This is a genomic window from Rhodococcus sp. APC 3903, from assembly GCF_030407755.1.
Lineage (GTDB): Bacteria > Actinomycetota > Actinomycetes > Mycobacteriales > Mycobacteriaceae > Rhodococcus_F > Rhodococcus_F erythropolis.
Map to the genome: position 1 here is coordinate 75,704 of NZ_JASDCV010000016.1, position 25,065 is coordinate 100,768.

26 protein-coding genes are annotated in these 25,065 nt (G+C 62.3%); 16 read left to right on the plus strand and 10 right to left on the minus strand.

Going from position 1 to position 25,065, the window contains the following annotated elements:
* Positions 1 to 29 precede the first annotated feature (29 nt).
* On the plus strand, positions 30 to 665 hold the full coding sequence (locus tag QMA15_RS22160) for a TetR/AcrR family transcriptional regulator C-terminal domain-containing protein (protein ID WP_279164013.1): 636 nt from the start codon (positions 30 to 32) through the stop codon (positions 663 to 665).
* Here the strand turns inward: QMA15_RS22160 and QMA15_RS22165 are convergent.
* A complete protein-coding gene (locus tag QMA15_RS22165) occupies positions 652 to 2,226 on the minus strand; it encodes a molybdopterin-dependent oxidoreductase (protein WP_153211237.1) in 1,575 nt (524 codons plus the stop codon). The genes QMA15_RS22160 and QMA15_RS22165 overlap by 14 nt on opposite strands.
* 127 nt (positions 2,227 to 2,353) lie before the next feature.
* Here QMA15_RS22165 and QMA15_RS22170 point away from each other — a divergent pair, with 127 nt between their 5' ends.
* Together QMA15_RS22170 and QMA15_RS22175 are read left to right on the plus strand one after the other, a co-directional pair.
* Positions 2,354 to 3,172 carry a shikimate 5-dehydrogenase gene (locus QMA15_RS22170; RefSeq protein ID WP_153211238.1) on the plus strand — a complete coding sequence of 273 codons (819 nt, stop codon included), beginning with the start codon at positions 2,354 to 2,356 and terminating at the stop codon, positions 3,170 to 3,172.
* Between the two features lie 13 nt (positions 3,173 to 3,185).
* Positions 3,186 to 3,647, plus strand: coding sequence for a DUF6328 family protein (locus QMA15_RS22175; protein WP_003941357.1), 462 nt, complete (start codon positions 3,186 to 3,188; stop codon positions 3,645 to 3,647).
* 1 nt (position 3,648) lies between these two features.
* On the opposite strand, the gene QMA15_RS22180 is transcribed toward QMA15_RS22175, so the two are convergent.
* Positions 3,649 to 4,485: a sulfurtransferase gene (locus tag QMA15_RS22180; protein ID WP_279164014.1), complete on the minus strand. Its 837-nt coding sequence runs from the start codon at positions 4,483 to 4,485 to the stop codon at positions 3,649 to 3,651.
* Between the two features lie 22 nt (positions 4,486 to 4,507).
* Complete coding sequence (locus QMA15_RS22185; RefSeq protein WP_003941342.1) at positions 4,508 to 5,131, minus strand: LysE family translocator; 624 nt, start codon at positions 5,129 to 5,131, stop codon at positions 4,508 to 4,510.
* 102 nt (positions 5,132 to 5,233) lie between these two features.
* Between QMA15_RS22185 and QMA15_RS22190 the strand changes: the two genes are divergently transcribed.
* From QMA15_RS22190 to QMA15_RS22200, 3 genes are read left to right on the plus strand one after another with little or no spacing between them, the layout of a single operon-like run.
* Positions 5,234 to 5,707 (plus strand): Lrp/AsnC family transcriptional regulator, encoded by a 474-nt coding sequence (locus tag QMA15_RS22190; protein WP_003941284.1) that lies wholly within the window; start codon positions 5,234 to 5,236, stop codon positions 5,705 to 5,707.
* A 36-nt stretch (positions 5,708 to 5,743) separates the two neighbouring features.
* Positions 5,744 to 6,982, plus strand: coding sequence for a benzoate/H(+) symporter BenE family transporter (locus tag QMA15_RS22195; RefSeq protein ID WP_092765287.1), 1,239 nt, complete (start codon positions 5,744 to 5,746; stop codon positions 6,980 to 6,982).
* Positions 6,979 to 7,428 (plus strand): thioesterase family protein, encoded by a 450-nt coding sequence (locus QMA15_RS22200; RefSeq protein WP_019749226.1) that lies wholly within the window; start codon positions 6,979 to 6,981, stop codon positions 7,426 to 7,428. Before QMA15_RS22195 ends, QMA15_RS22200 begins: the two co-directional genes overlap by 4 nt.
* Here QMA15_RS22200 and QMA15_RS22205 read toward each other — a convergent pair.
* A complete protein-coding gene (locus QMA15_RS22205; protein ID WP_279164015.1) occupies positions 7,425 to 8,453 on the minus strand; it encodes a phosphotransferase family protein in 1,029 nt (342 codons plus the stop codon). The two genes, QMA15_RS22200 and QMA15_RS22205, sit on opposite strands and share 4 nt — an antisense overlap.
* A gap of 221 nt (positions 8,454 to 8,674) precedes the next feature.
* Here QMA15_RS22205 and pdhA point away from each other — a divergent pair, with 221 nt between their 5' ends.
* Genes pdhA through QMA15_RS22230 form a run of 5 tightly spaced genes read left to right on the plus strand, consistent with a single transcriptional unit; the run spans position 8,675 to position 13,841 of the window.
* On the plus strand, positions 8,675 to 9,763 hold the full coding sequence (gene pdhA, locus QMA15_RS22210; RefSeq protein WP_195791921.1) for a pyruvate dehydrogenase (acetyl-transferring) E1 component subunit alpha: 1,089 nt from the start codon (positions 8,675 to 8,677) through the stop codon (positions 9,761 to 9,763).
* On the plus strand, positions 9,760 to 10,737 hold the full coding sequence (locus QMA15_RS22215) for an alpha-ketoacid dehydrogenase subunit beta (protein ID WP_279164016.1): 978 nt from the start codon (positions 9,760 to 9,762) through the stop codon (positions 10,735 to 10,737). The genes pdhA and QMA15_RS22215 overlap by 4 nt, the downstream gene beginning before the upstream one ends.
* Entirely contained in the window at positions 10,734 to 11,942 is a 1,209-nt protein-coding gene (locus QMA15_RS22220; protein WP_279164017.1) for a dihydrolipoamide acetyltransferase family protein, read from the plus strand. Before QMA15_RS22215 ends, QMA15_RS22220 begins: the two co-directional genes overlap by 4 nt.
* A gap of 10 nt (positions 11,943 to 11,952) precedes the next feature.
* Positions 11,953 to 13,158, plus strand: coding sequence for an MFS transporter (locus QMA15_RS22225; protein ID WP_019749231.1), 1,206 nt, complete (start codon positions 11,953 to 11,955; stop codon positions 13,156 to 13,158).
* 29 nt (positions 13,159 to 13,187) lie between these two features.
* Positions 13,188 to 13,841 carry a hypothetical protein gene (locus tag QMA15_RS22230; protein ID WP_020970091.1) on the plus strand — a complete coding sequence of 218 codons (654 nt, stop codon included), beginning with the start codon at positions 13,188 to 13,190 and terminating at the stop codon, positions 13,839 to 13,841.
* Positions 13,842 to 14,211: 370 nt separating this feature from the next.
* Here QMA15_RS22230 and QMA15_RS22235 read toward each other — a convergent pair whose 3' ends face one another.
* The 3 genes from QMA15_RS22235 to QMA15_RS22245 are packed head-to-tail and all read right to left on the minus strand — an operon-like array spanning position 14,212 to position 17,101.
* Complete coding sequence (locus tag QMA15_RS22235; protein ID WP_020908350.1) at positions 14,212 to 15,639, minus strand: NAD(P)(+) transhydrogenase (Re/Si-specific) subunit beta; 1,428 nt, start codon at positions 15,637 to 15,639, stop codon at positions 14,212 to 14,214.
* Positions 15,639 to 15,962 (minus strand): NAD(P) transhydrogenase subunit alpha, encoded by a 324-nt coding sequence (locus tag QMA15_RS22240; protein WP_003941319.1) that lies wholly within the window; start codon positions 15,960 to 15,962, stop codon positions 15,639 to 15,641. The genes QMA15_RS22235 and QMA15_RS22240 overlap by 1 nt, the downstream gene beginning before the upstream one ends.
* Positions 15,962 to 17,101 (minus strand): NAD(P) transhydrogenase subunit alpha, encoded by a 1,140-nt coding sequence (locus QMA15_RS22245; RefSeq protein ID WP_041815059.1) that lies wholly within the window; start codon positions 17,099 to 17,101, stop codon positions 15,962 to 15,964. Before QMA15_RS22245 ends, QMA15_RS22240 begins: the two co-directional genes overlap by 1 nt.
* Before the next feature lie 274 nt (positions 17,102 to 17,375).
* Between QMA15_RS22245 and QMA15_RS22250 the strand changes: the two genes are divergently transcribed.
* Positions 17,376 to 17,537 carry a DUF488 family protein gene (locus QMA15_RS22250; RefSeq protein WP_021344889.1) on the plus strand — a complete coding sequence of 54 codons (162 nt, stop codon included), beginning with the start codon at positions 17,376 to 17,378 and terminating at the stop codon, positions 17,535 to 17,537.
* Between the two features lie 91 nt (positions 17,538 to 17,628).
* Here QMA15_RS22250 and QMA15_RS22255 read toward each other — a convergent pair whose 3' ends face one another.
* Positions 17,629 to 19,167: an AMP-binding protein gene (locus QMA15_RS22255; RefSeq protein WP_279164018.1), complete on the minus strand. Its 1,539-nt coding sequence runs from the start codon at positions 19,165 to 19,167 to the stop codon at positions 17,629 to 17,631.
* Between the two features lie 191 nt (positions 19,168 to 19,358).
* On the opposite strand from QMA15_RS22255, the gene QMA15_RS22260 reads away from it, so the two are divergent.
* Positions 19,359 to 20,177 (plus strand): maleylpyruvate isomerase family mycothiol-dependent enzyme, encoded by an 819-nt coding sequence (locus tag QMA15_RS22260; RefSeq protein WP_069147276.1) that lies wholly within the window; start codon positions 19,359 to 19,361, stop codon positions 20,175 to 20,177.
* A 34-nt stretch (positions 20,178 to 20,211) separates the two neighbouring features.
* Positions 20,212 to 20,835 (plus strand): Type 1 glutamine amidotransferase-like domain-containing protein, encoded by a 624-nt coding sequence (locus QMA15_RS22265; protein ID WP_279164019.1) that lies wholly within the window; start codon positions 20,212 to 20,214, stop codon positions 20,833 to 20,835.
* A gap of 57 nt (positions 20,836 to 20,892) precedes the next feature.
* On the opposite strand, the gene QMA15_RS22270 is transcribed toward QMA15_RS22265, so the two are convergent.
* On the minus strand, positions 20,893 to 21,219 hold the full coding sequence (locus tag QMA15_RS22270) for a hypothetical protein (protein WP_003941297.1): 327 nt from the start codon (positions 21,217 to 21,219) through the stop codon (positions 20,893 to 20,895).
* Positions 21,220 to 21,794: 575 nt separating this feature from the next.
* Between QMA15_RS22270 and QMA15_RS22275 the strand changes: the two genes are divergently transcribed.
* A complete protein-coding gene (locus QMA15_RS22275) occupies positions 21,795 to 22,064 on the plus strand; it encodes a GNAT family N-acetyltransferase (protein ID WP_020908356.1) in 270 nt (89 codons plus the stop codon).
* A gap of 212 nt (positions 22,065 to 22,276) precedes the next feature.
* Positions 22,277 to 23,461 (plus strand): MFS transporter, encoded by a 1,185-nt coding sequence (locus QMA15_RS22280; protein WP_153211270.1) that lies wholly within the window; start codon positions 22,277 to 22,279, stop codon positions 23,459 to 23,461.
* Here QMA15_RS22280 and QMA15_RS22285 read toward each other — a convergent pair.
* Complete coding sequence (locus QMA15_RS22285; RefSeq protein WP_256065407.1) at positions 23,454 to 25,022, minus strand: carboxylesterase/lipase family protein; 1,569 nt, start codon at positions 25,020 to 25,022, stop codon at positions 23,454 to 23,456. The genes QMA15_RS22280 and QMA15_RS22285 overlap by 8 nt on opposite strands.
* Positions 25,023 to 25,065: the final 43 nt, after the last annotated feature.

The window sequence follows — 25,065 nt, forward strand, 5'->3', positions numbered from 1 at the left end:
TGCCGACGAATCCCTCACCAGGAGAATCGATGCCGCGTCCCACTCAGCCGATACTGTCCACGCGAAACATCACCGATGCGGCTCTGGATGCTGTCGACGCAACCGGCGACTTCACCATGCCCGGGATCGCCAAGCAACTGAACGTGACTCCGTCTTCGCTCTACACACATATTTCGGGTCGATCCGAGATCGTCGAACTCATGCGCATCCGCGTGATGTCGTCGATCTCTGTCCCCCACCCACCCGCAGGGTGGAGCGAACGGATCAGCGCGTGGGGGTGGGCATATCGCCGAGCTGCCGTCGAACATTGGCGCCTCATCCCGCTACTCATGACACGCAGCGTCCGCACCGAGGTGACTTTTGATATCGATACTGCACTGGTTCAAGCATTTTCGGACGGGGGTTTCGATTCGACCGATACGCGTCACGCAATTTCCACGCTGGACAGTCTGGTTCTCGGATCCGTCGTGAAACTCTCGACGCCGGATGTCGCGTGGACTCAATCCTCCAACCCGAGCGAGGTCACGCGTGAGTCCGCGAACCCACTGCGAACCGACGACACCTTCGACTTCGGCCTGCGAACGCTGATCGCTGGATGGATGGCCCAGTGCGTCGTCCGCCTGTATGCCGAATCCCATTCGGATCTACCTGTCACTTCACGGTGAACGACCTCGTATGCCATCCAGTGGCTCCACCGGGAATCGGCGGAGTGCGCTCTTCCACCTGAACGTTCCCGTCCAAATCCGTCGCTCTGACCTGCACGGTGTGCAAACCTGAGCCTGCATCCCACATCCACGACCATTGACGCCAGGTGTCGATCGAGTACTCCTGCGCCAGTGTCGCCGGTTGCCATTCGCCGTTGTCGACGCGAACCTCGACCTTCTCGATCCCGCGATGCTGCGCCCAGGCCGTTCCCGCCACCAGCACCTGGCCCGGCTCGATCGGCGCCAAAGCTGCCGGCACCTCGATACGCGAGGACGTCTTGATCGGTGCCTGCGCACCCCAACCGCGCTGGGTCCAATAGGCCTCGACCTTGTCGAAACGCGTGAGTTCCCACTCCGTCACCCACTTGGTGGCGGAGACGAAACCGTACAGGCCGGGAACTACCTGCCGAACGGGATAACCGTGCTCGAACGGCAACGGCTCACCGTTCATCGCCACGGCGAGAATCGCGTCACGGCCGTCGGTGACTATCTCGACCGGGGTGCCGACTGTGAAGCCGTCGACGCTGGTCGACAGGAGCATGTCGGCGTCGGGATGGACACCGACTTCGTCGAGCAGGTCCTTCATGGGATAACCGATCCACTTCGCGTTCCCGGCCAGAACGCCGCCCACCTCGTTGGAAACACACGTCAGCGTGATGACTCGCTCGATGGGCGTTCGCGCCACCAGATCGTCGAACGACAACGTCATCTCGCGGTCCACCATTCCGTGAATCCGCAGTTCCCACGAATCCGTCGTCAATTGCGGAACGAGGAGTGCAGTGTCGATTCGATAGAAGTCGTCGTTGGGCGTGATGTACGTCGACGCACCCGCAATCGCGATGTCCGCACCCGCCGGAATCGGCGGCGCCGGGTCAGCGGCGGTGGGCACGATAAAGTCTTCACGATTCGCTACTGCTCCGGCGATTCTCTGCCCCACGAACTTCCCGGCGGCACCCGCTGCCGCAGCCACGGCCAACGCCGCACCTGCCAGCAGAAGGAACTGACGACGAGGCAACCACGAGTCGGCGACGCCAGGCGAGAGCGGCACCTCCAACTGTGTGATCAGCAGCCGCAGTGTTGCAACGCCCGCCACCACACCGACCAGGGTCGGGAACACGTACATCGCATCGGCAGTCGGGCGCTGCATCGCCGCATACACACCAACCGCGCCCAGAAGAACAAGGATGACACTGCCGATCGGGCGGCGTCGCCGTTCCAACAGCCCGGCCACCGCGCCGAGCAGAACGATCAATATCGACATTCCGATGAACAGCGCCGGCTTGTCATTGGTGCCGAAGGTGTCGATCGCGAACTCGCGAGCCCACGCCGGGGTTCGGTCGACGGTCGTTGCCCCGACGGCGTAGAAGGGCGACGCGTCCGGGTTGATCGGCAGCGCCACCAGTTCACCGACGCCCAGGACGACAGCCGCGGCCAAGACCCCGGAGATCGCGTGAGCAGCCCATCTACGACGCGGTGGACGAGATTCGGTGCTCGGGTGCTCGTCGATGTTCTGTGTGACCATGTCGTCTCGGCTCTGTCGGTGCGAGTGGTGCTTCGATCGGATACCCGACATTCGGCGCTGCGGGACATCCGGATGGGTGCACTCCTCCATCAAGAACTACGCCGAACTCGCGATTAGAGTGGGAACGATGACCGTCGACCTCAACAAGGACACGCTCCTGTGCATGTCGCTCTCCGGGCGACCGAGCAACATCGGCACCAGGTTTCACAATTACCTCTACGAGGAATTGGGCCTGAACTTCGTCTACAAAGCCTTCACCACCGAAGACGTACCCGCCGCGATCGCCGGCATCCGAGCACTCGGGATTCGAGGCTGCGGGGTGTCGATGCCGTTCAAGGAACAGGTCATCGAGCACATCGACGTCATGCACGATTCGGCCAGCGCCATCGACTCCGTGAACACGATCGTCAACGAGTCCGGAGTGCTGCACGCCTACAACACCGACTATCAGGCGGTGGCCGATCTGCTGCGTGACAACGACGTCGACACGAGCCTGTCCGTCGCAGTCGCCGGCAGCGGTGGCATGGCAAAAGCAGTCGTCGCTGCGGTGCGCGACACCGGATTCACCGACGTCACCGTGATCGCCCGCAACCAGCAAGTGGGGTCGTCGCTCGCGAAGCAGTACGGCTTCGACTGGCAGGCCGAACTCGGTGAGCTTCGTCCCGGTGTGCTGATCAACGCCACTCCGATCGGTATGTCCGGCGGCGCAGAAGCAGATGCACTGTCGTTCCCCGAACAAGCAGTGCGCGACGCCGATGTCGTCTTCGACGTCGTCGCGATGCCTGCGAACACGCCACTGATCGCGTTGGCGACCGAACTCGGCAAGACGGCGATCACGGGAGCGTCGGTCATTGCCCTTCAGGCCGCCGAGCAGTTCGTGCTCTACACCGGCGTGCGTCCGAGCGCGGAGCAGATCCAGCGAGCGTCGGAATACTCACGGGCATAGGAACCACGTCGCCGTGAACGAGACCGGGGAGACTCCACCTCAACAACTCGCGCGGAACTTCAACGAGTTGTTGCAAGAACTGCGCGTCGCGCTCTCTGGTGTTCAGATCCTGTTTGCCTTCCTGCTGGCCGTGGCATTCACCGAACGCTACGAGGAAGCGTCGGCGTACATCCGCGGCATCCACTTGGTGACGGTGATACTTGTTGCCATCTCGTTCGGGTTCCTGATGGCACCCGCGGTCTGGCATCGCATGCTCTTCCGCCGTGGGCACCGCGAGAACATATTGCCCGTCGCCAACCGATTCGCCCTGTGCGGCATAGCCTTTCTGGCCGCCTCCATGACCGGCACGGTCCTGTTGATCGCCGAGGTCGCCGTCGGCGGAGTTGCCGCAAAGGTTTTGGCAGCGTGCGCCGCGATCATGTTCACGGCACTGTGGTTTCTCGTGCCGTCATTCATCGATCGCACCAAGAGCTGACTCAGGCTCCGGTGTCGACGGCGCGAGTGTTGTCATTCGACCACTGTGACCACGAGCCCGGGAACAGCGTCGCGTCGTAACCGGCGATCGCGAGTGCCGCAATCTCATGCGCTGCAGTTACTCCGGATCCGCAGTACACCGCGACACTGTCTCCGGCGCCCAGTCCGGCGAACCGCTCACGCAGGCGGGTCGCATCCAGGAACCGACCGTCGCCGGTGATGTTCTCCGCCGTCGGCGCGCTCACCGCACCGGGGATGTGCCCTGCGACGGGATCCATCGGCTCGACCTCGCCGCGGTACCGCTCCCCTGCTCGGGCGTCGAGAAGCACACCGCCCGCACGCGTCCAGTCGCCGACGCCGTCGATGTCGACCGTCGGCATGTTGCCGCCGGTGAAAGTCACGCTGCCCGGAGTGACCGACTCACCGATACCGGCCGCCAACGGCAGTCCCGCGGACTCCCAGGCCTGTAGCCCGCCGTCGAGCAGTCGGACATCCGAGAGCCCGGCCCACCGCAGCAGCCACCAACCACGGGCAGCGGCCGTGTTGCCGGTGGCGTCGTAAAGCACCACCGAATCACCGTCGTCGATTCCCCAACGACGCGCAGCGTCCTGCAGGTCTTCGAGACTCGGCAGCGGATGCCTTCCCTTGTCCGGCGACGGCGGCGAGGCAAGTTCCTCGTCGAGGTTCACGAATACCGCGCCGGGAATATGGCCGTCGCGAAAATGCTGCTCGCCGTTCGAATCACCCAGCGCCCATCGGACATCGAGCAATCGCGGCGCAGCGCCGGCCTCGATGAGAGCGGACAGTTCTTCGACGTCGATCAGCACGGGAAGTGTCATGAACCCATCCTGACACGACCACTCATGCAACCCCGAAGAAGGCACCGAGACCCACCAACAACACTCCCGTCACCACGTCGATTCGCTTGCCGACGCCAGGACGACGCAGCTTCTTGCCGGCTCCGGCCGCCAACACCACCACGATCGCCCACCACAGTGCCGCGGCGACCACCGTCGCGCCCGCCAACATCAACGTGCGCAGCCCTGCGCCTTCACCCGGCTCGATGAATTGCGGGAGTAGCCCGAGAAAGAACAACAGCGCCTTCGGGTTCAGCAGGTTCGAGAGGAAGCCGTAGCGAAATGCCGTGGTGACCGCGATCGGTTCTTTCGCTGCCGGAATTCCCTCGTCCGAGGCTCGGGCTTTGAAAGCACTTCGAATCGCGGAGATGCCGAGCCAGGTCAGATATGCCGCCCCGGCGTATGTGAGCGCAGAGAGCAACTGTGGCCGTGTCGCCACAAGTGCGGAGAGACCAAGTGACGCGGCAGCGGTGTGAACGAAGAGCCCGGAAATCACACCGGCGGCCACCACCGCGCCGGTCCGACGATCTGCCAGAGAATGACGCAGGATCAGGACAAAATCCGGTCCCGGCGTGAACAGGACGATGGATAGCAGGGAGCCGAAAGCGAGCCATTGACCGACACTCATCCGAAATACCTCACACCCGAGCTGATTCGAGACACATGTTCATGCCAGGAGTGTGCAACTGGATCCGGGAAGTTCAAAACGACTCCGGATATAGTTCGGCAGATGACGAAGAATGAGCCTCTGGATCCGGTGGACTGGAAGATTTTGGCCGAATTGCAGAACGACGCGTCGATCACCAACAAGGTGTTGGCCGATCGAGTCGGCTTGGCGACGTCCTCGTGCCACGAGCGCGTACGACGCCTACGTGCCAACGGAACGATCAGCGGTATCCATGCGGTTGTCGATCCGGCAGCCGTTGGCCGGTCGATGCAGGCGATCATCGCCGTTCAATTACGACCACACCGCCGCGACCTCGTCGACCGGTTCACCGCCGACGCGCTAGCGCTGCCGGAAACGCTTGCGCTCTTCAACGTCTCGGGGCCCGAGGATTTCTTCCTCCACGTCGCGGTCCGTGACAGTGCGCATCTACAGCGAGTATTGATCGACCACCTCGCCGCACATCCCGAGGTCTGGCACGCCCAAACGCACCTCATCTACGGCAAAGCGGTCACCTCACCCATCCGACCGGACAGGTAAATCGGGTCTGGGGCGGGTCGGGCAGAATCACTGACCATGTCGGACTCCACAGATACCACCGAACCGGAAGCCGTTCGCAGCAACTCGCAACCGATGAGCGCAGGCATCGTCACGGCCCTCGTCGGCTTCACCAGTTCGTTCGCGGTGGTCCTCACCGGCCTCGCCGCTGTCGGTGCGGACGCGACCGAGGCGGCGTCCGGACTGCTGGTTCTGTGTGTGACCCAAGCGTTGGGAATGCTCTGGCTCTCACGCCGGTATCGGATGCCGATCACCCTGGCCTGGTCGACGCCCGGTGCCGCCCTCCTCGCCGGCGCCGGAGCGGTCGAGGGTGGGTGGCCGGCCGCGGTCGGAGCATTCATCGTCGTCGGAATCGCGATCGTGCTGACCGGACTGTGGCCGACGCTCGGAAGGATCATCTCGGCAATCCCGACGCCCCTCGCGCAAGCGATGCTCGCCGGGGTTCTGATGCCGTTGTGCCTGGCGCCGATCATCGCCGTCGGGGACGCACCGGCAGCGGTCGCGCCCGTCATCCTGGTTTGGCTTGCCGCGCAGCGCTTCTCCAAGCGATGGGCGGTTCCGCTCGCGTTTCTCACAGCAGCGGTCGTGATCGGGATCAGCCTCGTCACGTCGGATCGAGTGCTCGACGCCGGCGCCATGATTCCCCGCATCGATCTCACCGCGCCGTCGTGGACCTGGCAGGCAATGATCGGCATTGCGATTCCCCTCTACATCGTCACGATGGCTTCGCAGAACATTCCCGGTGTGGCCGTGATGAATTCGTTCGGCTACACCGTTCCCTGGCGACCGTCGATGATCGTGACGGGTATCGGCACCATCGTCGGCGCACCGGCCGGTGGCCATGCGATCAACCTCGCGGCGATCAGCGCGGCCCTGTCCGCCGCCCCCACCGCACATCCGGATCCCAAACGTCGATGGATCGCTGCCTTCACCGCAGGCTGGGCGTATCTCGTTCTCGCTGCCGGCGCGGCCGCGGTGGCCGCTCTGGTAGCCGCCGCACCGGCCGGAGTCGTGGAAACTGTTGCCGGACTGGCGCTCCTGGCAACGCTTGCCGGCGCCCTCACGTCGGCGCTGAGCGAGGCGAGTGAACGTGAAGGCGCCGTGGTCACGTTTCTGATCGCCGCATCCGGGGTCAGTATCCTGGGAATCGGTTCGGCATTCTGGGCGCTGTTAGTGGGGCTGATCGTGCGTGCAGTCCTACAGGGCACCACCCTGCCCTCACTCTCGCGAAAGTCCTCACTACAGTCGAAGCCGTGAGCACAGCGCAGACGCCCCCGTCGATCAGCGAGTTTCCCGTTCTCTGGCCCGTCCCGACGCGGTGGGACGACAACGATCACTACGGCCACGTCAACAACGTGACCTACTACTCGTACTTCGACACCGCGGTCAACGCCTGGCTGATGTCTTCCACTGGAACCGACATCCGCAATCTGCCTGCCATCGGCGTCGTCGCTGAGACGTCGTGCAGGTACCTGAGCGAACTGTCGTTCCCCGAGCAGTTGCAGGTGGGTATCTCCGTCGAGAAGCTGGGCACCAAGAGCATCGTCTACGCCCTGGCGATATTCCACGAGGTCGAAAACGGCCATTGGGAACCTGCCGCGACTGGTCGCTTCGTGCACGTCTACGTCGATGCCGACACCCGTAAGCCGGTGGAGATCCCGGCTGCGATCAGATCAGCAGCCGGGACCTTGACCGAAAACTAGCTCAGACCGAGCTGACCTGCCGTCAAGACGGCGCGTGCAACGATTCCGTCGATCAGCGCGACCGTCGGGCCGCCGTGCTCGGCCTTGTTACGCGGATCGTCGAGAATGCGTCGCAGCACACCCTCGGCGATGATCGAGAGCTTCCACAGAGCGAGTACGTGCCAATATCCGACCGCTGACACGTCGCGGCCAGTCGCCGCGACGTAGGCATCGACCAGCTCGTCGCGGTTCGGGAAGCCTTCCAGCGTGGACGCCATGAACGGACCGGCAACTTTGTCACCGGCTTCCGGCCAGTACGCGAGTAGAGCACCGAGATCCGCGAGCGGTTCCCCCAACGTGCACAACTCCCAGTCGACGACGGCAACGATGCGCCCCTCGACCGGGTCGGTGATGACGTTGTTGAGGTGGAAGTCGCCGTGAACCAAGGTCACTTCGTTCTGTTCCGGAATGTTTCGGTGCAGAATCTCGGCCAACCGGTCAACGTCAGGAACATCGCGGGTCTTCGACTTCTCCCACTGCGCCGACCACCGTTTGAGCTGACGCTCGGCAAAGGGCTTGCGGCTGGCCAGATCGTCGAGGCCGGTCTCTTCCAGGTCAACCCCGTGGATGCTTGCGAGGGTTTTCGGCATCGCCAATCCAACCGCGCGACGCTCGTCCTCGGTCAACTTCTGAGCCACTGGAACGCCGTCGATCACAACGCCGTCGATGTAGCTCATGAGGACCAGCGGAGCGTCCGTGATCTCCGGATCTTCCGTGATGCCGAGGATCTTCGGAACCGGCACTTTGGTTCCCTGGAGCGAGGACAGGATGCGGTGCTCGCGAACGACGTCGTGCGCGGACGCCAACAACGTGCCGAGTGGAGGTCTGCGCAGTACCCACCGTCCTCCGCCCGCATCCGTCACGGAGTAGGTCAGGTTCGATTGCCCGTTACCGATCCTCTCGAAAGTCAGTGGTGTCGTGGCGCCGACCCCCAGTTCGGCGATCCACGCGGAAACAGCTTCTTCGTTCAAACCGACTGCAGTCACCGCACCGATGCTAGCGGTTGAATTCCGATCGGTTGGCCGTACCGACACGTTTGTTACTCGCCAGTTCGCAGTTCCGGTCCTGATACGGCAGTGAAAATACTTGCGGATTTCCCAATCAGGGGGATCCTGATGGTAGAGCGACAACTGCATACAACACATCGGGATTGTGCGGCGTACTCACGAGGCGCGCCGGGCATGAGCAGAAACCGAGGTGAGCGAAGATGATCGACAACCTCGATTATCCGGTCCAACTCATCCAACCGAACGGCGCACGAGTGTGCCGTCCCGAATTCGACCGTCTGATAACAGACATCGGGCCTGCCGAACTGCTGTCGTTGTATCGCGATCTCGTCGTGTGTCGCCGAATCGACACCGAAGCTGTTGCCCTGCAGCGTCAAGGCGAAATAGGTTTGTGGGCTCCGATGCTGGGCCAGGAAGCCGCCCAGGTCGGTTCCGCGAGAGCGCTCGCCCCAGACGACTTCGCGTTCACCAGCTACCGCGAACACGCCGTCGCGTACTGCCGGGGAGTTCCCCCCGAATTGCTGACCACCATGTGGCGAGGAATCTCCCATTCCGGTTGGGATCCAGAACAATTCAACGTCACCAATCCGGCGATCGTCGTCGGCTCCCAAGGGCTGCACGCCACCGGATACGCACTCGGCGCACACCTGGACGGCGCCGAGATCGCAACGATCGCGTACTTCGGCGACGGCGCCACAAGTCAGGGCGACATCGCCGAGGCGATGGGATTTGCCGCCAGTTTCCGTGTCGGCGTTGTCTTCTTCTGCCAGAACAACCAGTGGGCCATCAGTGAACCGGTATCCCTCCAGTCACGCACGCCCATCTCACATCGGGCGATCGGTTACGGCATCCCCGCGATCCGCGTCGACGGCAACGACGTCCTCGCCGTTCTCGCAGTCACGCGCTCGGCGCTCAATCGCGCACGCGAAGGCAGCGGCCCGACGTTCATCGAGGCGATCACCTGCCGAATGGGCCCGCACACGACGTCCGACGATCCGAGCAGGTACCGCGCCGATACCGACATGTCGGAGTGGAGAAGCCGCGATCCGCTCGAGCGAATGCGCCTGTTCCTCGGCCGTCGCGATCTTCTCGGAGAAAACGAACTCAGCACCATCGCGGCGGCGGCCGACGGCGTCGCAGCTGGACTGCGACGCGCGACCATCGCGCTCGCCGATCCACCCCCGTCAGCGCTCTTCGATCACGTCTACGCCGAGGCACACCCACTGATCGACGTTGAACGCGAAGAGCATCGCGCGTATCTCCGCAGCATGGAAGGGGCTTCGTCATGACCGTCATGAATCTGGTGACCGCGCTCAACACCGGCCTTCGACGCGCACTCGAAGACGATCGTCGCGTTGTCATCATGGGAGAGGACGTGGGCCGTCTCGGCGGTGTATTCCGGGTTACCGACGCCCTGCAGAAGGACTTCGGCGATACTCGGGTGATCGACATGCCCCTCGCCGAATCAGGGATCGTGGGAACAGCTTTCGGTCTTGCCTTGCGCGGATATCGGCCTGTCTGCGAAATTCAGTTCGACGGGTTTGTCTACCCGGCTTTCGATCAGATCGTCTCGCAGGTGGCCAAGATCCACTACCGCACCCGAGGCACTGCCTCTGCGCCACTGACGATTCGGATTCCCAGTGGCGGCGGAATCGGTGCGGTGGAACATCATTCGGAGTCGCCGGAAGCGTACTTCGCTCACACTGCGGGACTGCGGGTGGTGTACCCGAGCAATCCGATCGACGGTTTTCACATGATCCGCCAATCCATTGCGGCTGACGACCCGGTGATATTCCTCGAACCCAAACGGCGCTACTGGGATACCGCCGACGTGAATACCGATGCCGCGCCCGAGCTTCCGCTCCACCGTGCCCGAGTCGCTCGCTCGGGGAACGACGCGACAGTAGTTGCGTACGGATCCATGGTCGCCACCGCGCTCGACGCCGCGCGGATCGCCGAAGAAGAAGGCCACGATCTGGAGGTCGTGGATCTGCGTTCACTCTCCCCCCTCGACTTCGACACAATCGAGGCGTCGGTGAACAAGACAGGACGGCTGGTCGTCGTCCACGAGGCGCCGAAGTTTCTCGGCGTCGGCGCCGAAATCGCAGCACACGTCGCGGAACACTGCTTCTATCAGCTCGAGTCACCGATCCTGCGGGTCACCGGATTCGACATCCCCTACCCGCCCGCCAAGCTCGAGCGATTTCACCTTCCGGACGCCGACCGGATCCTCGCAGCACTCGACCGGACGCTGGCAGCATGAGTACAGGGCACGAATTCCGGTTGCCGGATCTCGGCGAGGGCCTGACGTCCGCCGATCTGGTCGAATGGACGGTCGGCATCGGCGACAAGGTGAAACTCAATCAAGTTCTCGCCCAGGTAGAGACAGCCAAAGCTCTTGTCGAACTGCCGTCGCCCTACGTGGGCGTTGTCAGAGAACTCCTCGTCGAACCTGGCTCTACCGTCCCGGTCGGCACTCCGATCATCCGAATCGAGGAGCCTGCAGATTCACCGTCTCCAAGTGATTCACAGTCTCCGAGTGTGCTTGTCGGATACGGACCCGCGGCCGAAAGACCGAGCCGACGACGGAACAGGGTTACGCCACACTCGCAAACCGCGGCGAGTACCGAGCGTCGGCCCGCAACACCCTCGGCGCGGCGCGCGGCCCGCGAAGCCGGCATCGACCTGAGCGAAATCACCGGAAGTGGATTCGACGGTGCCGTCACGGCAGCGGACGTCGCAGACGCGCTTCGCGTGAAGGCCGGATCCGGTATACAGAAACAGCCGGTCTCGTCCGGCATGCGGAAACAGATGGCGTCGGCGATGGTCGCCAGTACCCGTGCCCCTCAGGCCAGCGTCTTCCTCACCGCCGATGTCACGCCTTCGATGGAACTACTCGGCAGGCTCCGCCCCTCGGACGCATTCACCGGACTTTCTCTCACTCCGCTGACTCTCGCGGCCAAGGCCTTGGTTACGGCGATCTCGTCGCGCCCGATGGTGAACGCGCATTGGGACGAGGCCCGCGGCGACGCCGTCATCGACGATCACGTGAATCTCGGCATCGCCGTCGCCTCCGAACGTGGACTGTCCGTGCCCAACATCAAAAGCGCCGAGACGCTGAGCCTGGTCCAACTTGCACGCGCGGTGACCGAACTGACCGTCGCTGCCCGCGCGGGAGTGACCGATGTCCATCACCTGACCGGTGGCACCGTCACGATCACCAATGTCGGAGTCTTCGGCGTCGACGGGGGCATTCCGCTCCTCAATCCGGGAGAAGCCGTCATCCTTTGCCTGGGCACAGTGAGCGAGCGTCCCTGGGTAATCGAGCGCAAGATCGAAGCGCGGAGCGTCGCGACACTGACGTTGACGTTCGACCACCGGATACTCGATGGTGAGCAGGCCGCGAGATTCCTCTCATTTGTCGCACAGATGCTCGCGGACCCGGACCTGTTGCTGTCTCACCTGTAAAAAGGAACGAGTGAGCGTCAACCCCACCGACCGAGTAGTCCCCACCTCCGCCCTGGTACGCGCCCGGGCCGGCATCTTCGGCATCTTCGGCATCAACGGATTTCTGCTCGCGATGTGGGTCGTCCACATTCCGTCCATCGAACACCGTGTGGGAATCAGTCACTCGACGCTCGGCTCACTGCTTCTCCTTCTTGCTGTCGGAGCCATTGCCGGTATGCAATTGAGCGGTCCGCTCGCCGATCGATACGGCAGCAGGCGCATGGTCATCCTGGCGGGTAGCGGGCTGGCATTCGCCACTCTCGGCCCGGGATTTGCCACGAACACCTGGCAACTGGGCGCTGCACTTGTTGTATTCGGCTTCGCGAACGGCGCGTTGGACGTGTCGATGAACTCGCAGGCTGTCGAGGCCGAACAGTTGTACCGGCGCCCGATCATGGCGGCCTTTCACGGCATGTTCTCGGTCGGCGGCGTATTAGGGTCCGTCATCGGATTCGGCACTCTCGCACTGGATCTTCCGCCGTACGTCACGCTCAGCATCGCGTCGGCAATCGGCTTGCTCGCGGTCTGGTTGTGCTCGCGACCCCTGCTCCCTCACGTCGACGTGCATGCCGAAACCGCGTCGACTACCGGAAAGACACACGGCAGATTCTCGGCTCGCGTACTTGCCCTCGGAACCCTCGCCTTTGTTCTGATGCTGGCCGAGGGAGTGGCAAACGACTGGAGCGCACTGCAGGTCAAGGAAGATCTGGGTGTCTCGAATGCCGTTGCTGCACTGTCGTTCGGTGCATTCTCCGCCATGATGACCGTCGGCCGATTCACCGCGGATCGGATCAGCGCGGCAGTCGGCCCGGTGGCAGTGGTTCGCTACGGTGCGTTGCTCTCGTCCATCGGAATGCTGACCGTCGTGGTGTCGGGCTGGCTACCACTGACGTTGCTCGGTTGGGCGCTGTTCGGCGCCGGCCTGTCGGGATGCATTCCGCAGATCTTCACAACGGCGGGAAATCTGGGCTCAGGTTCGGCCGGCACCAACATGTCTCGCGTCGTCGGCATGGGATACATCGGATTCCTCGCCGGTCCGGCAACCATCGGCTGGGTCACCACGCTTGTGCCTCTCACCACAGCAATGTTGATCCCGTTTGCATGCGTCCTGGTCGCAGCGGCTTGTGCGGGTGTCGTTCGGCGCGATTCTCCGACCGCCTACAGACCTCACAGCTGATCCTCACGATCGGCACAGACTCAACAGGGATGCTGGTACTCGTGACCGTCTCGACCTCCACCCAGCACCCCGCTCCCTCCACAACCACTCGCTTCCTCGTCCTTGCTGCGATCGCCGTCGTAGCGCTGGGCGTCTTGTATTTCGTGCGACCCACCTCGCCTGGGGTGAGCGTCCCCGAACAGGTGCGCGCACTTGCCGAGTGGACGGTAGGCCGATTCGACGTCACCGCTGTACTCGCAGCCACTACTGCTCTGGCCGTCGTCTCGATGGTCCGCGGACTGCCATACGGCATCGGCGCGATCCTGCTCCTCGGAATGGGCGCCAATCTCACCAATGCGGCATTCGGTTCCTGGCTCCCCGATGTGCCCCAGGACCTGTTGCCCAGCGGTCATGTGGCAGCGGCGACCGCGCTGTACTGCTCGGCGATCTTGATCTCTGCCCCGCAGTGGCGTCCGGTAGTCGCCGGTCTCGGATTCGTGGGGGTTGCTGCGATCGGTGCCAGCGCACTGGCCGCCGAGATGAGCGGCCTTTTCGGAGTGATAGCTGGCGTTCTGATCGCTCTGGTATGGGCCTGTGCTGCAGCCATTTTGATGGCACGATCGCCCATCGCCGCGAAACGTGAAGCGCTACGCCCGGATACGGCAGCAATCGCGTTCTCAAGGCACCGGAGCATCCGACTTTAGTCCTAAATCTTTGTGATTCAGAGATTCTCGCCGTTAAGCCCTCCCGCGACGGCGGGGCATGACGTATGTTCTGAAATGTCCGAATCAAGTAGTTCCACAGCGAAGGAGTCTTTACCGTGAGCCTCGAAGATCTGAACCCGCTCGAACTGATCCAGAAGTTGATCGAACTACTTTCCGGCTTCTCTTCCGACCCCGAAACCCCCGAGGTCCCGTAAAACGTCGCCAGAGGCGCCTGTTCCGAGTTTCGTCTCGGACCAGGCGCCTTTGTCGTTTCAAGAAGTCGTTTCAGCACAAGAAGCCGTTTCGACACAGGGACACGAAAAAGGCGCCCACCCGTGGTTACGAGTGGACGCCCTTCCGAGCTCGAGCGCTACAGCGCCTTGAGCTCCTCGGTTACTTCGGAGACCGACTTCTTGGCATCACCGAAGAGCATCGAGGTGCCCTCGGCGAAGAAGAGCGGGTTCTCGATACCGGCGAAACCGGAGTTCATCGAACGCTTGAGCACGATGACCGACTTCGACTGGTCGACGTTGAGGATCGGCATTCCGTGAATCGGTGAGCTCGGATCGTTGCGCGCCGCCGGGTTGGTGACGTCGTTCGCGCCGATCACCAAGGTGACATCGGTACGAGAGAACTCGTCGTTGATGTCGTCCATTTCCTTCATCGCGTCGTACGAGACATCCGCCTCTGCGAGAAGAACGTTCATGTGACCAGGCATACGGCCGGCGACCGGGTGAATGGCGTACTTGACCTCGACGCCCTTCGACTCGAGCAATTTCGCCATGTCCTTGACCGCGTGCTGAGCCTGCGCGACGGCAAGACCGTATCCGGGTACGACGATGACCTGGTTGGCGTAGGCCATCTGGATAGCCGCGTCGGCGGCCGAGGTCGCCTTTGCCGTGCGCACGACGCCGTCGGAGGTCGGCGCTTCGCCGCCGCCACCGAAGCCGCCGGCCACGATGGCCGGGATGGACCGGTTCATGGCTTTGGCCATGAGGTTGGTCAAGATGGTGCCCGAAGCACCCACGATCATGCCGGCGACGATCATCGCCTGGTTGTTGAGCGCCAAACCTGCAGCAGCAGCTGACAAACCGGTCAGAGCGTTGAGCAGCGAGATGACGACGGGCATGTCCGCGCCGCCGATGGGCAGCACGACCATCAGTCCGAGAATGCCCGAGAGTACGAGCACGCCGACGATCCACAGTGAGCTGGTTGGGCCTTCCGGTGAGATCGCCTTGATACCGATGATTACCGAGAATGCGACGGCGGCAATGAGCAGCAGCGCATTGAGCGGCTGCTGGAGCTTACCGATTCCGATCGGACGACCAGGCAGAGTTTCCTGCAGCTTCAGGAACGCGATCACGCTGCCCCAGAAGGAGATCGATCCGATCACCGCGGCAAAGAGCGAAGCGATGACGATGTGCACCGTCGGCGACTCGCCGTGCTGGAAAGCGGTGAACCCGTCCGAGTCCAGGAATTCCGCGTACGCGATCAACGCGACCGTGCCGCCGCCGACACCGTTGAACAGTGCCACCAACTGCGGCATGGCCGTCATCTTCGTGCGCAGCGCCGGCGGGACGCCGAGCACGACACCGATGACAAGGCCGGCAGCGATGAGGATCCAGTTCCCCATTTCCGCATCACGAATGGAGATCAGAGTTGCAACGACGGCGATGAGCATGCCGACCGCGGCGATCTGGTTGCCGCGGACTGCGGTCTTCGGGCCGGTAAGGCCCATGAGGCCGTAGATGAACATCGAGAACGCGACAATGTAGAGCGCATTGACCAGGTATTCCATTACTGGTCACCATCCTTCGACACAGACTTGGCGGCCGGCTTGGCCTTGAACATCGCCAACATGCGGTCCGTGACCACAAAACCACCGACAACGTTCACGGTTCCGAAGACGAGCGCGACGAACAAGATGATCTGCAACCCGATCGAGGGATCGTGCACCTTGCCCAGGACGACCAACGCACCCAGGACGACGATGCCGTGGATGGCGTTCGTGCCGGACATCAACGGGGTGTGCAGGGTGTTCGGAACTTTGGAGATCACAGCGAAACCGACGAACCCGGACAACACCAGGATCGCGATGTTCGCCAGAAGTGATGTGTACATCAGGCGCCCTTCTCTTCACGGGTGACGCACGCACCGGCCAGAACCTCGTCGGAGAAATCAGGCGCCAATGCAGCAACATTCCCCGTCGCTTCGCTCGCCCCGCCATCGACGAGCATCAGTTCGATCAGCGCGGAAATGTTCTTCGAGTACAACTCGGACGCATGCTCAGGCATGGACGCCGGCAAATTCAGCGGAGAGCAAATGGTCACGCCGTGCTTGACGACGGTTTGACCCGGCTCGGTCAGCTCGCAGTTACCACCGGTTTCACCCGCGAGGTCGACCACGACACTGCCCGGCTTCATGCCTTCGACCGCGGCAGCGGTGACCAGGCGCGGCGCCGGACGACCCGGAACCAGAGCAGTGGTGATCACAACGTCGAAGCCCTTGATCGCATCTTCGAGTGCCTGCTGCTGCTTCGCTCGCTCGTCGTCGGTCAACTCGCGGGCGTATCCACCCTCGCCCGCCGCATCGATTCCGAGGTCGAGCCACTGTGCACCCACCGAACGCACCTGGTCGGCGACCTCAGGACGCACGTCGTACCCGGTAGCGCGGCCACCGAGGCGCTTGGCTGTCGCCAGCGCCTGCAGACCTGCCACACCCACTCCGAGCACCAGAACGGTCGCAGGCTTCACCGTGCCTGCAGCGGTGGTGAGCATCGGGAAGAACCGCGTCGACTCCGATGCTGCCAACAGAACAGCCTTGTACCCCGACACGTTCGCCTGCGAAGACAACGCGTCCATCACCTGCGCGCGGGAGATACGAGGAATCGCCTCCACGGCGTATCCCTCGATGCCGGCGGCCTTCAACTCGGCGATGCGGTTGTCCGCATTACGCGGATTCAGGAAACCGATGAGCTTCGCGCCGGTACTGATCCGGGCGATCTCTTCTGTCGACGGGGGCGCAACCTTGACCACGACGTCAGCAGTCCACGGATCGCCGATCTTCGCGCCGGCAGCGGTGTACAACTCGTCGGGAATCAACGCCCCGAGACCGGCCCCGGACTCGACGACCACGTCGACGCCCTTGCCGATCAAAGCGGACACAATTTTCGGCACCAATGCGACCCGACGCTCACCATCACTCGATTCTCGAGGGACGCCGACCGTCGGACGCACTTGTGCGCTCTTCGATGTTTCCATTTTCCATTACCTTCTGCGGTTGGTGGTTCGCCTGCTGCGACGAGCGGCAACCAGCATGTGATGAGCGGAAGATGACCCGCTTTTGGGTGAATGGTGACTGATAGTAGCCAGAGTTACCGCGGCGTAGGGAAACCGACGACGCACTTTCTCCATCTGAATCGAGTCCGAACAGTATGTTTGGACATACCTTGAGAAGCCTACTGTGGCGCCGATCACACTCGAATGGCGGGCTATTCCACTATTTGAAACGGCCGAAAGACGAAGAGGCGTGAGAATGACGCGCCGAATAATCACCGTCGAGGGAGTTTACGAACCGGCTTCCGAATGTAACGCCGTCCGTCTCCTCGTCGACCGACTCTGGCCGCGCGGCGTCAAACGCGAAAACCTGCAGTACGCATCGCACCGGCATCGGATTCTCGACCCGTTGCTCTACTGACAGCAAGCAAGGACCTGCGATCCAGCCACGCGCAGGTCCTTGCCGACTATCTCGCAGAATTACTCTGATGTCCTAGTATTTCACCGGAGGATCAACTGCTCACATATTGAGACCGCAACTTGTGCTTTACGAGCTTTCCTGTCGCGGTCCTAGGCAATTCGTCGGCAAAGTCGATGCTTCTCGGAGCTTTGAAATGTGCAACCTGGCTGCGAACGTATTCCAGCAATTCCTCGGCGACATGGGCACTCGGCTCGACTCCCTCCGCCAGTTGGACAACCGCCTTGACCTGTTCGCCCATTTCTTCATCGGGAACACCGATGACCGCCACGTCGAACACTTTCGGATGCAAGGTAAGGATGTTCTCGGACTCCTGCGGATAGATATTGACGCCACCAGAGATAATCGTGAATGCCGCACGATCGGTCAGATAAAGGAAACGCTCGGAGTCGATATAGCCGATATCTCCACTCGTCGTCCACGTCGGATGATCCGGATGCTGCGCGGCAGCCGTTTTCTCAGGGTCGTTGTGGTACCGGAATGGCAGAGTCTCCCGCTCCCAGAACACGGTACCGATCTCGCCGACCGGAAGATCACGCCCGGCGTCGTCACAGATGTGCACGATCCCCATCACTCCGTCACGACCGACGGAACCCGGATGCGCCAAGGCCTGCTCGCTGTTGATGAAGGTGGCGCCCGAACCCTCGGTCGAGGCGTAGTACTCGTGGATCACCGGCCCCCACCAGTCGATCATTGCCGCCTTCACTTCAGGCGGACAAGGAGCAGCAGCATGAATGGCGACCTTCACCGTCGAAACGTCGTAACGATCGCGGGTCTCCTTCGGAAGTTTCAACATTCGAACGAACATCGTCGGTACCCACTGACTGTGCGTCACAGCGTATTTACCGATCAACTCCAGCGCGGTTTCGGCTTCGAATGCATCCATCAAGATCACGGTTCCGCCGACCGAATTGATCACGCCACAAAAGCGCAGGGGCGCCGCGTGATAGACCGGAGCCGGGCACAAATAGACTGTGTCGGAATCGAACCCGTACATCGGCGCGAACACCGCGGTGTACGGATCCATGGTGGTGTCCACCTCGCCCTCCGGAAGGTCTCCCTTGATCCCCTTCGGCCTCCCCGTGGTTCCTGACGAATACAGCATGTCGGCCCCACGTGGCTGCGAGTCGAGTGGATCGGCGGACTGAGCATCGACCGCATCCTCGTAGTCGTCGAAACCCTCGAGGGCGCCGCCGTACACCAATCGGTGACGCACGCATGGAATCAGCTTCTCGTCCAACGGAACTGCTGCCGACGCCTGACCCGACGCCACCAGAATTGTCGCCTCGCAGTCGTCGACGATGTAGGCGGTCTCCGCAGCCGTGAGATGCCAGTTCACCGCAGTGATGTAGAGACCTGATCTCAATGCTGCCCAGTACACCTCGAACGCCCGGAGATCGTTGTTCGAGATGAGAGCGACGTGGTCCCCAGGCTTGGCACCGACACTTCGGAAGTATCGCGCCAACTGCGTCGACCGTTCGTCGAGTTCCCGATAGGTGATGGACTCACCCGTCGCCGGGCGAATGACGGCGGGCTTGTCCGGCGTGGACTGGACAAAATTTCCTGGAAACACGAAGACTCCTCTGTCGGTGACGACAACGCCGCGTGAGCCTGCTTCGGCGTCGACAATCCTGGTCTACCACAGGAACTCTGCCTCCCTCGGACGTTTGGCGACACCGACTCGAAGCATGGGAATGCCCGCTCACTTATCCGGCGCGACATACAGTGAGGAGAACCGCACCGTCCGAAACAGGAGATGTCCGCATGAGTGGTTGGCCCCAGGACGCAGTAGTCGACGCGTTGACCGAGGAATGGAGAGTCATCGACGCACTGCTTGCCGAACTCGACGGTGACCAGTGGTTGGCACCATCCAACCTTCCGGGGTGGACGGTCCATGACATCGTGTCCCACCTGATCGGTACGGAATCACTGCTCGCGGGCATCAATCCGCCGTCGATCGACCTCGACGTCCACGCATTGCCCCACGTCCGCAACGAGATTGCTGCATTCAACGAGCGCTGGGTCGAAGGCCTGAGGCGGACACCGCACGCGGACCTGTTGGCGCACTACCGCGATATCACCGCCAGCCGAACCGAGGCACTTCGCTCGATGACGGGCGCCGACTGGGACGCCGAGACACAGACACCGGTCGGTCTTGCGCCCTATGGCCGGTTCATGCGCATTCGGACCTTCGACTGTTGGATGCACGAACTCGACATCAGAGATGCAGTCGGCATTCCGGGCGAGGAAGGCGGATTGCGCGCGGAGACTGCATTCGGCGAAATCACCAGCGCGCTCGGATTTGTCGTCGGGAAACGAGGAAAGGCACCCGAGGGAGCACGGATCACTTTCGAACTCGAAGGGCCACTTGCCCGTTCACTTCACATCTCGGTCGATGCGCGTGCAACGCTCGTCCCGGAGCTCGACGGTCCGGCGACCACGACCATCTCGATGAGCTCACCGCTCTTCACCCGGATTGCCGGTGGCCGCGTCCACGCGTCCGATCATCGAACCGACATCTCACTTCGCGGCGACACCACGGTGGGCGCACGCGTCGTCGACAATCTGGCGTTCACGATTTGAGAGCTGGGTGGGTAGGTCGCGAAGGTACTGAGAAGTGAAACTGTTTCTCTCGTCCTACCGTTTCGGCGACCACCGCGAGGCTTTTGTCGATCTTGTAGGCCGCGGCGCGCGCATAGCGGTGATCGCCGCGGCTGCAGATTCGTGGCCCGTCAATGCCCGCAGTTCGGCAGTGACAAGCGAATTGACCCCATTGCGGGCCGCGGGCTTCACGGCAGAGGAAGTTGACGTCCGAGACTTCCTGGGGGCACCGGAAGCACTCGAAGTCCGGCTTCGCGAATTCGACTGCCTGTGGGTTCGCGGCGGAAACACGTTCGTCCTGCGAGCTCAGCTAGCCCGAAGCGGCGCAGATCGGGTCATCGAGATGCTGGTTCGTTCGGGCCTCGTGGCCTATGCGGGATACAGCGCGGGAGCGTGTCTGGCGACTCCGACTCTGATCGGGCTCGACGCATCGGACGACCCCGCTGAAGTCACGCCTACGTGCGGTATCGACCCGATCTGGTCCGGGCTCGCGCTGGTCGACTTCGCGATAGTGCCGCACGGCGGCGATTCGTTACTCGAAGATCCGCAGGTGACCGCGCGGACGGTCGCAGCGCTGACCACTGCTGGCGCGCAATTCACCGTGCTTACTGATCAAGATGTGATAGTCGTCGACCGCTGATCTGACGCAGACGGTTGATCTTGACGCAGACTGGGCAGTCGACTCGGCCCGACTGGATCAGCCGTGCTCTGCCACCGCGGTTCCGGCTGCCGGCGACTGACGCTCTAGCCTCGTCCACGCAATCTCCCAGCGCTTGACCGAGACCTCGTCGGCGTCCTCGAGAAGGGCGTCGAGGAGCAGGCGTGGATTTTCGCGCCATGCCAGTTCGGCGGCATGGACCTCCGCGGCCGAGAACAACCCGGACGCCTCGAGATCGCGAATCCACTCGCAGATCTCGCCCCGGTGGATCCGTGCGATGGTCTCGTATCCCAGACCTTCGTCAAGGAAGTCGTACGAAAAAATTGCGGCAAAGTAACTGTTCGACTCACGCTGCCCGAAAATCATGTGCGTTCCTTCCTCGAAGTTGTCCGACGAAGACTCGAAATCGAACCGTTGCGAAGCCGCACCAAAGTTTTTTTGGCGAAGTTGTAACGCTTCTTCTATCCCCGACGATTCAAACGCTAACCCCCCAAGCGGGTCTTTGGGATCACGTCCGAGAAACGATCTGATGACCAAGGCAATACCCCTGGGGTTTCCGGGCGCTCGCACCCTTCGCCGACACACAATCCGCGCCCCGCTGACCTGCAATTTGCCCGTTTCAGGCCCTCCACTTAATCCATCCGAACAGATGACAAAAAACTTTGTGACGAGTCCCACATATTGGGATGTTTACGTTCGCGATGCATATGTATCACCCAATGTGGGCACAAAAGTACGGGCAAATCGGCACGTACAGACCAGTTTTCTTCCTGATCCGACACGACCAAGGTCCCTTGAACGGTCGTCCAGTTGTAGTTGCGCTAAGTAACGGAACTCACGCCGGCAAGCGATATTGCGGACCGCCTGCCAGGTAGCGTGGCTCCACAGAACGCAGACGCGGCGCGCCGCAACCGGCCGCCCTTTCGAAACGGAGCCCGAAGATGACCGAGACAGTGGCGCACAACTCCGCGGAAACGCGCTTCGAGATCCGTGTCGACGGCGAACTGGCCGGTTTTGCCGAGTACTCGGACCATTCCGGTGTCCGTGATTTCCACCACACGGTGACGTACCCACAGTTTCGCGGGCGCGGGCTTGCCGCCATCGTGGTGCGTGAAGCGCTCGATCAGACCCGGAACGAGGGATTGAAGATCCTTCCGACGTGCTCGTACGTCGAGAAGTTTGTTGCAGAGAACCCCGTTTACCAGGCATAACCGAACGAGGACGGTCCGCGAAAAATCACTCGCGGACCTACAACCCCCGCTGCTAGCGTCGATGGTGCCGTCGTCGAAACTCTCGAAATCCTGGTCGGCACCATCTCGGGGAAGGAAAGAACGTGGTCGCCTCAGCAGATCGGCGCCCACCTGCATCCGAGGACGTAGTTACCCCCAGCTATCTCCCTCTCGTCCTCGTCAATCTCGCGACGCTGTTCTCGGCGATCGGCAACGGTATCGCCATCGTCGTACTCCCCTGGCTTGTTCTCGAACGAACCGGCAGGGCTACCGACGCGGCGATAGTTGCCGGCGCAGCAGCCATTCCGTTACTCGTGTCGAGCCTGTTCTCGGGGACATTCGTCGACAAATTCGGACGCCGTCGAACGTCGATGATTTCCGACGCTCTTTCGGCGATGTCCGTAGCGGCGATCCCGATCATCGCGGCCACCGCGGGCTTGACGATCCCGGTGATCGCGGCGTTGGCCGCGCTCGGTGCGGTGTTCGACCCCGCCGGAATGGCGGCGAGGGAGTCCATGCTGCCTGCAGCAACTCGGACAGCCAAGTGGAAGCTCGATCGCACCAACAGCGTGTATGAGGCCAATTTCAACGTCGCATATCTGATCGGCCCTGGCATCGGCGGTGTCCTGATCGCAACGATCGGGGCGGTGAACACGCTCTGGGTGACGGCGGCTGGTTTTGTGTTCTCGATCGTCGTGGTTGCCTTCATCCGCCTTCCTGGCGCCGGAGTCCCCGAACACGAACATCGTCCGAAATCGATCTGGCACGGCACACTCGACGGTCTTCGGTTCGTCTGGAACAACAAACTGCTGCGCACTCTGGCGCTGATCGACATGGCCGTCGTCGCGCTCTACATGCCGGTGGAGAGTGTCGTGTTCCCGGTGTACTTCACAGAGTTGGATCAACCGGCGCAACTCGGATCGGTGCTGATGGCATTGGCGATCGGCGGCATCATCGGCTCTCTCGCCTACGCTCCGCTGGCACCGATCATGTCCCGGCGACTTATCATGATTTTTGCCGTTGCCGTTCTCGGCATAGCGATGCTTGCCATGGCGCTTCTACCTCCGCTGTGGGTGATCCTCGTGCTCGCCGGACTGCAGGGGCTCGTCTACGGACCAGTCGGCCCGATCGCCAACTACGCCATGCAGACGCACAGCCCGGAGCACATGCGCGGACGCGTCGTCGGTGTCATGACGTCGACTGCCTACGCCGCCGGCCCGCTGGGTTACCTCGCGGTCGGCCCTCTGCTCGATCAACTCGGAATCGCGTCGACCTTTGTGGCCCTGTCGATTCCGATCATCCTGATCGCCGCAGTCTGTGCCTCCCTGCCGGTGCTTCGCGAACTGGATCGTCCGCGACACTCGACCGACGTCAGTTGAACCCCATCACGTCGTTGCCCCAGGCGACGCGCAGTCCGTGATCGGGGTCGCTGACGAGGGTGTCAGCCGAGTCGATCAACAGCGTCGACCGCCTCTCTTCCTCGTACGGCGCCCAGTGCTTCGAACCGTCGAGAGCTGCCGGCACGGCATGCCGCGCGAAGGCCAACCATCGCCGTTGAATACGGCCGGCTACCTCCATCGCAGCTTTCCGTCCACCCAGCCAGAACGTGGGGTCGACGTTCAGGGTTCCGAAATTGCCGAATACATAAGGTAATTCGGTCGCGTGGCCCGCACCGATCCGCGCCGCCTTGAGCATCGGCGTCGCGTGATCGAAGCGGTAGACCCACGTAGGGGAATGCCTGCAGTGAGCGTCGGCGATCCACAGAGTCGGCATGCGAAACGCCGCGTCCCGCGACAGTGCCAGCGCGCCACTCGGTTTCGCGTGATCAGGGTAAGCCGACATGATCTCGGCAAGCTTGGTCGCGGAGATGTCTGGGTGATCATCCGCCAGCAGTTGCAGCATGGCCTCGACCGACTGCGCGCTCACCGGCATCAGCGGAGACTTCATGAACTTGAAGATCGACGCCTCGTCCTTGTTGGAACCGATGATCAGTGGGATTCGGTGCGCGTAACCCTTCTGGAAAGCCGCAACCGGGTAGTGCGGCACCAGATCACGATCGACAACGGGTGCCATCGCCAAAGTTCCCGGAATCCGGGTCGGAATTTCGTTGACCAGGTCATCGCTTGCCTTGACGAGCAGTTCCAGATCCGTGGTCAGCAGATCGCCTGCGTCTTCAGGGTCGATCGAGAGCAGTTCGAGAAACCGCTCCGCCACGGTCTTGGCGCGCTCGGCCCCGTAGACGGAGGTCGCGGGAGGACTCTGGGCAATCGCACGATGGAACAGACCTTCGGCGCTCGGACAGGTCATGAGCGTCGTGATGGATCCTGCGCCGGAGGACTCACCGAACACCGTCACCGCACTCGGATCACCCCCGAAGGCGTCGATGTTGTCTCGAACCCATTCGAGTGCCGCAATCTGGTCTCGCAGACCACAGTTCGATTCGAAAACGGTATCCGCGGTGGAGAATCCAGACAGGTCCAGGAATCCGAGGGCACCGACGCGATAGTTGAAGGAGACGAGAACGACGTCACCGGTTTCAGCCAGATGACGGCCGTCGTAGATCGTTTGGGCGGCGGACCCGAGGCAGTAGGCGCCGCCGTGAATCCACACCATCACCGGTCGCGGCGTGCCGTCGGGGCGCGGGGCCCACACGTTGATCGACAGACAGTCTTCGTCGATTTTGAAGGCCCGATCGATCGGAACCGCCGGGCTCTGGCCCTGCGGCGCGATCGGCCCGAACTCACGACAGTCGCGCACCCCGTCCCAGGGCTCAGCGGGTTGCGGCGCGCGGAATCTCCGTTCACCCACCGGCGCTGCTGCGTAAGGCATGCCCTTCCACGCGAATATTCCGCCATCCGGATACCCGCGGGCATCTCCGCCGCGGGCACGGATCACGAGTGTTCCGTCCTCGCCGAGATTCGGTCGAACGTCGGTCTCCATGTCTGAATCCCCTCCCGACCCGCGCGTGTGGCAAACAAGACCA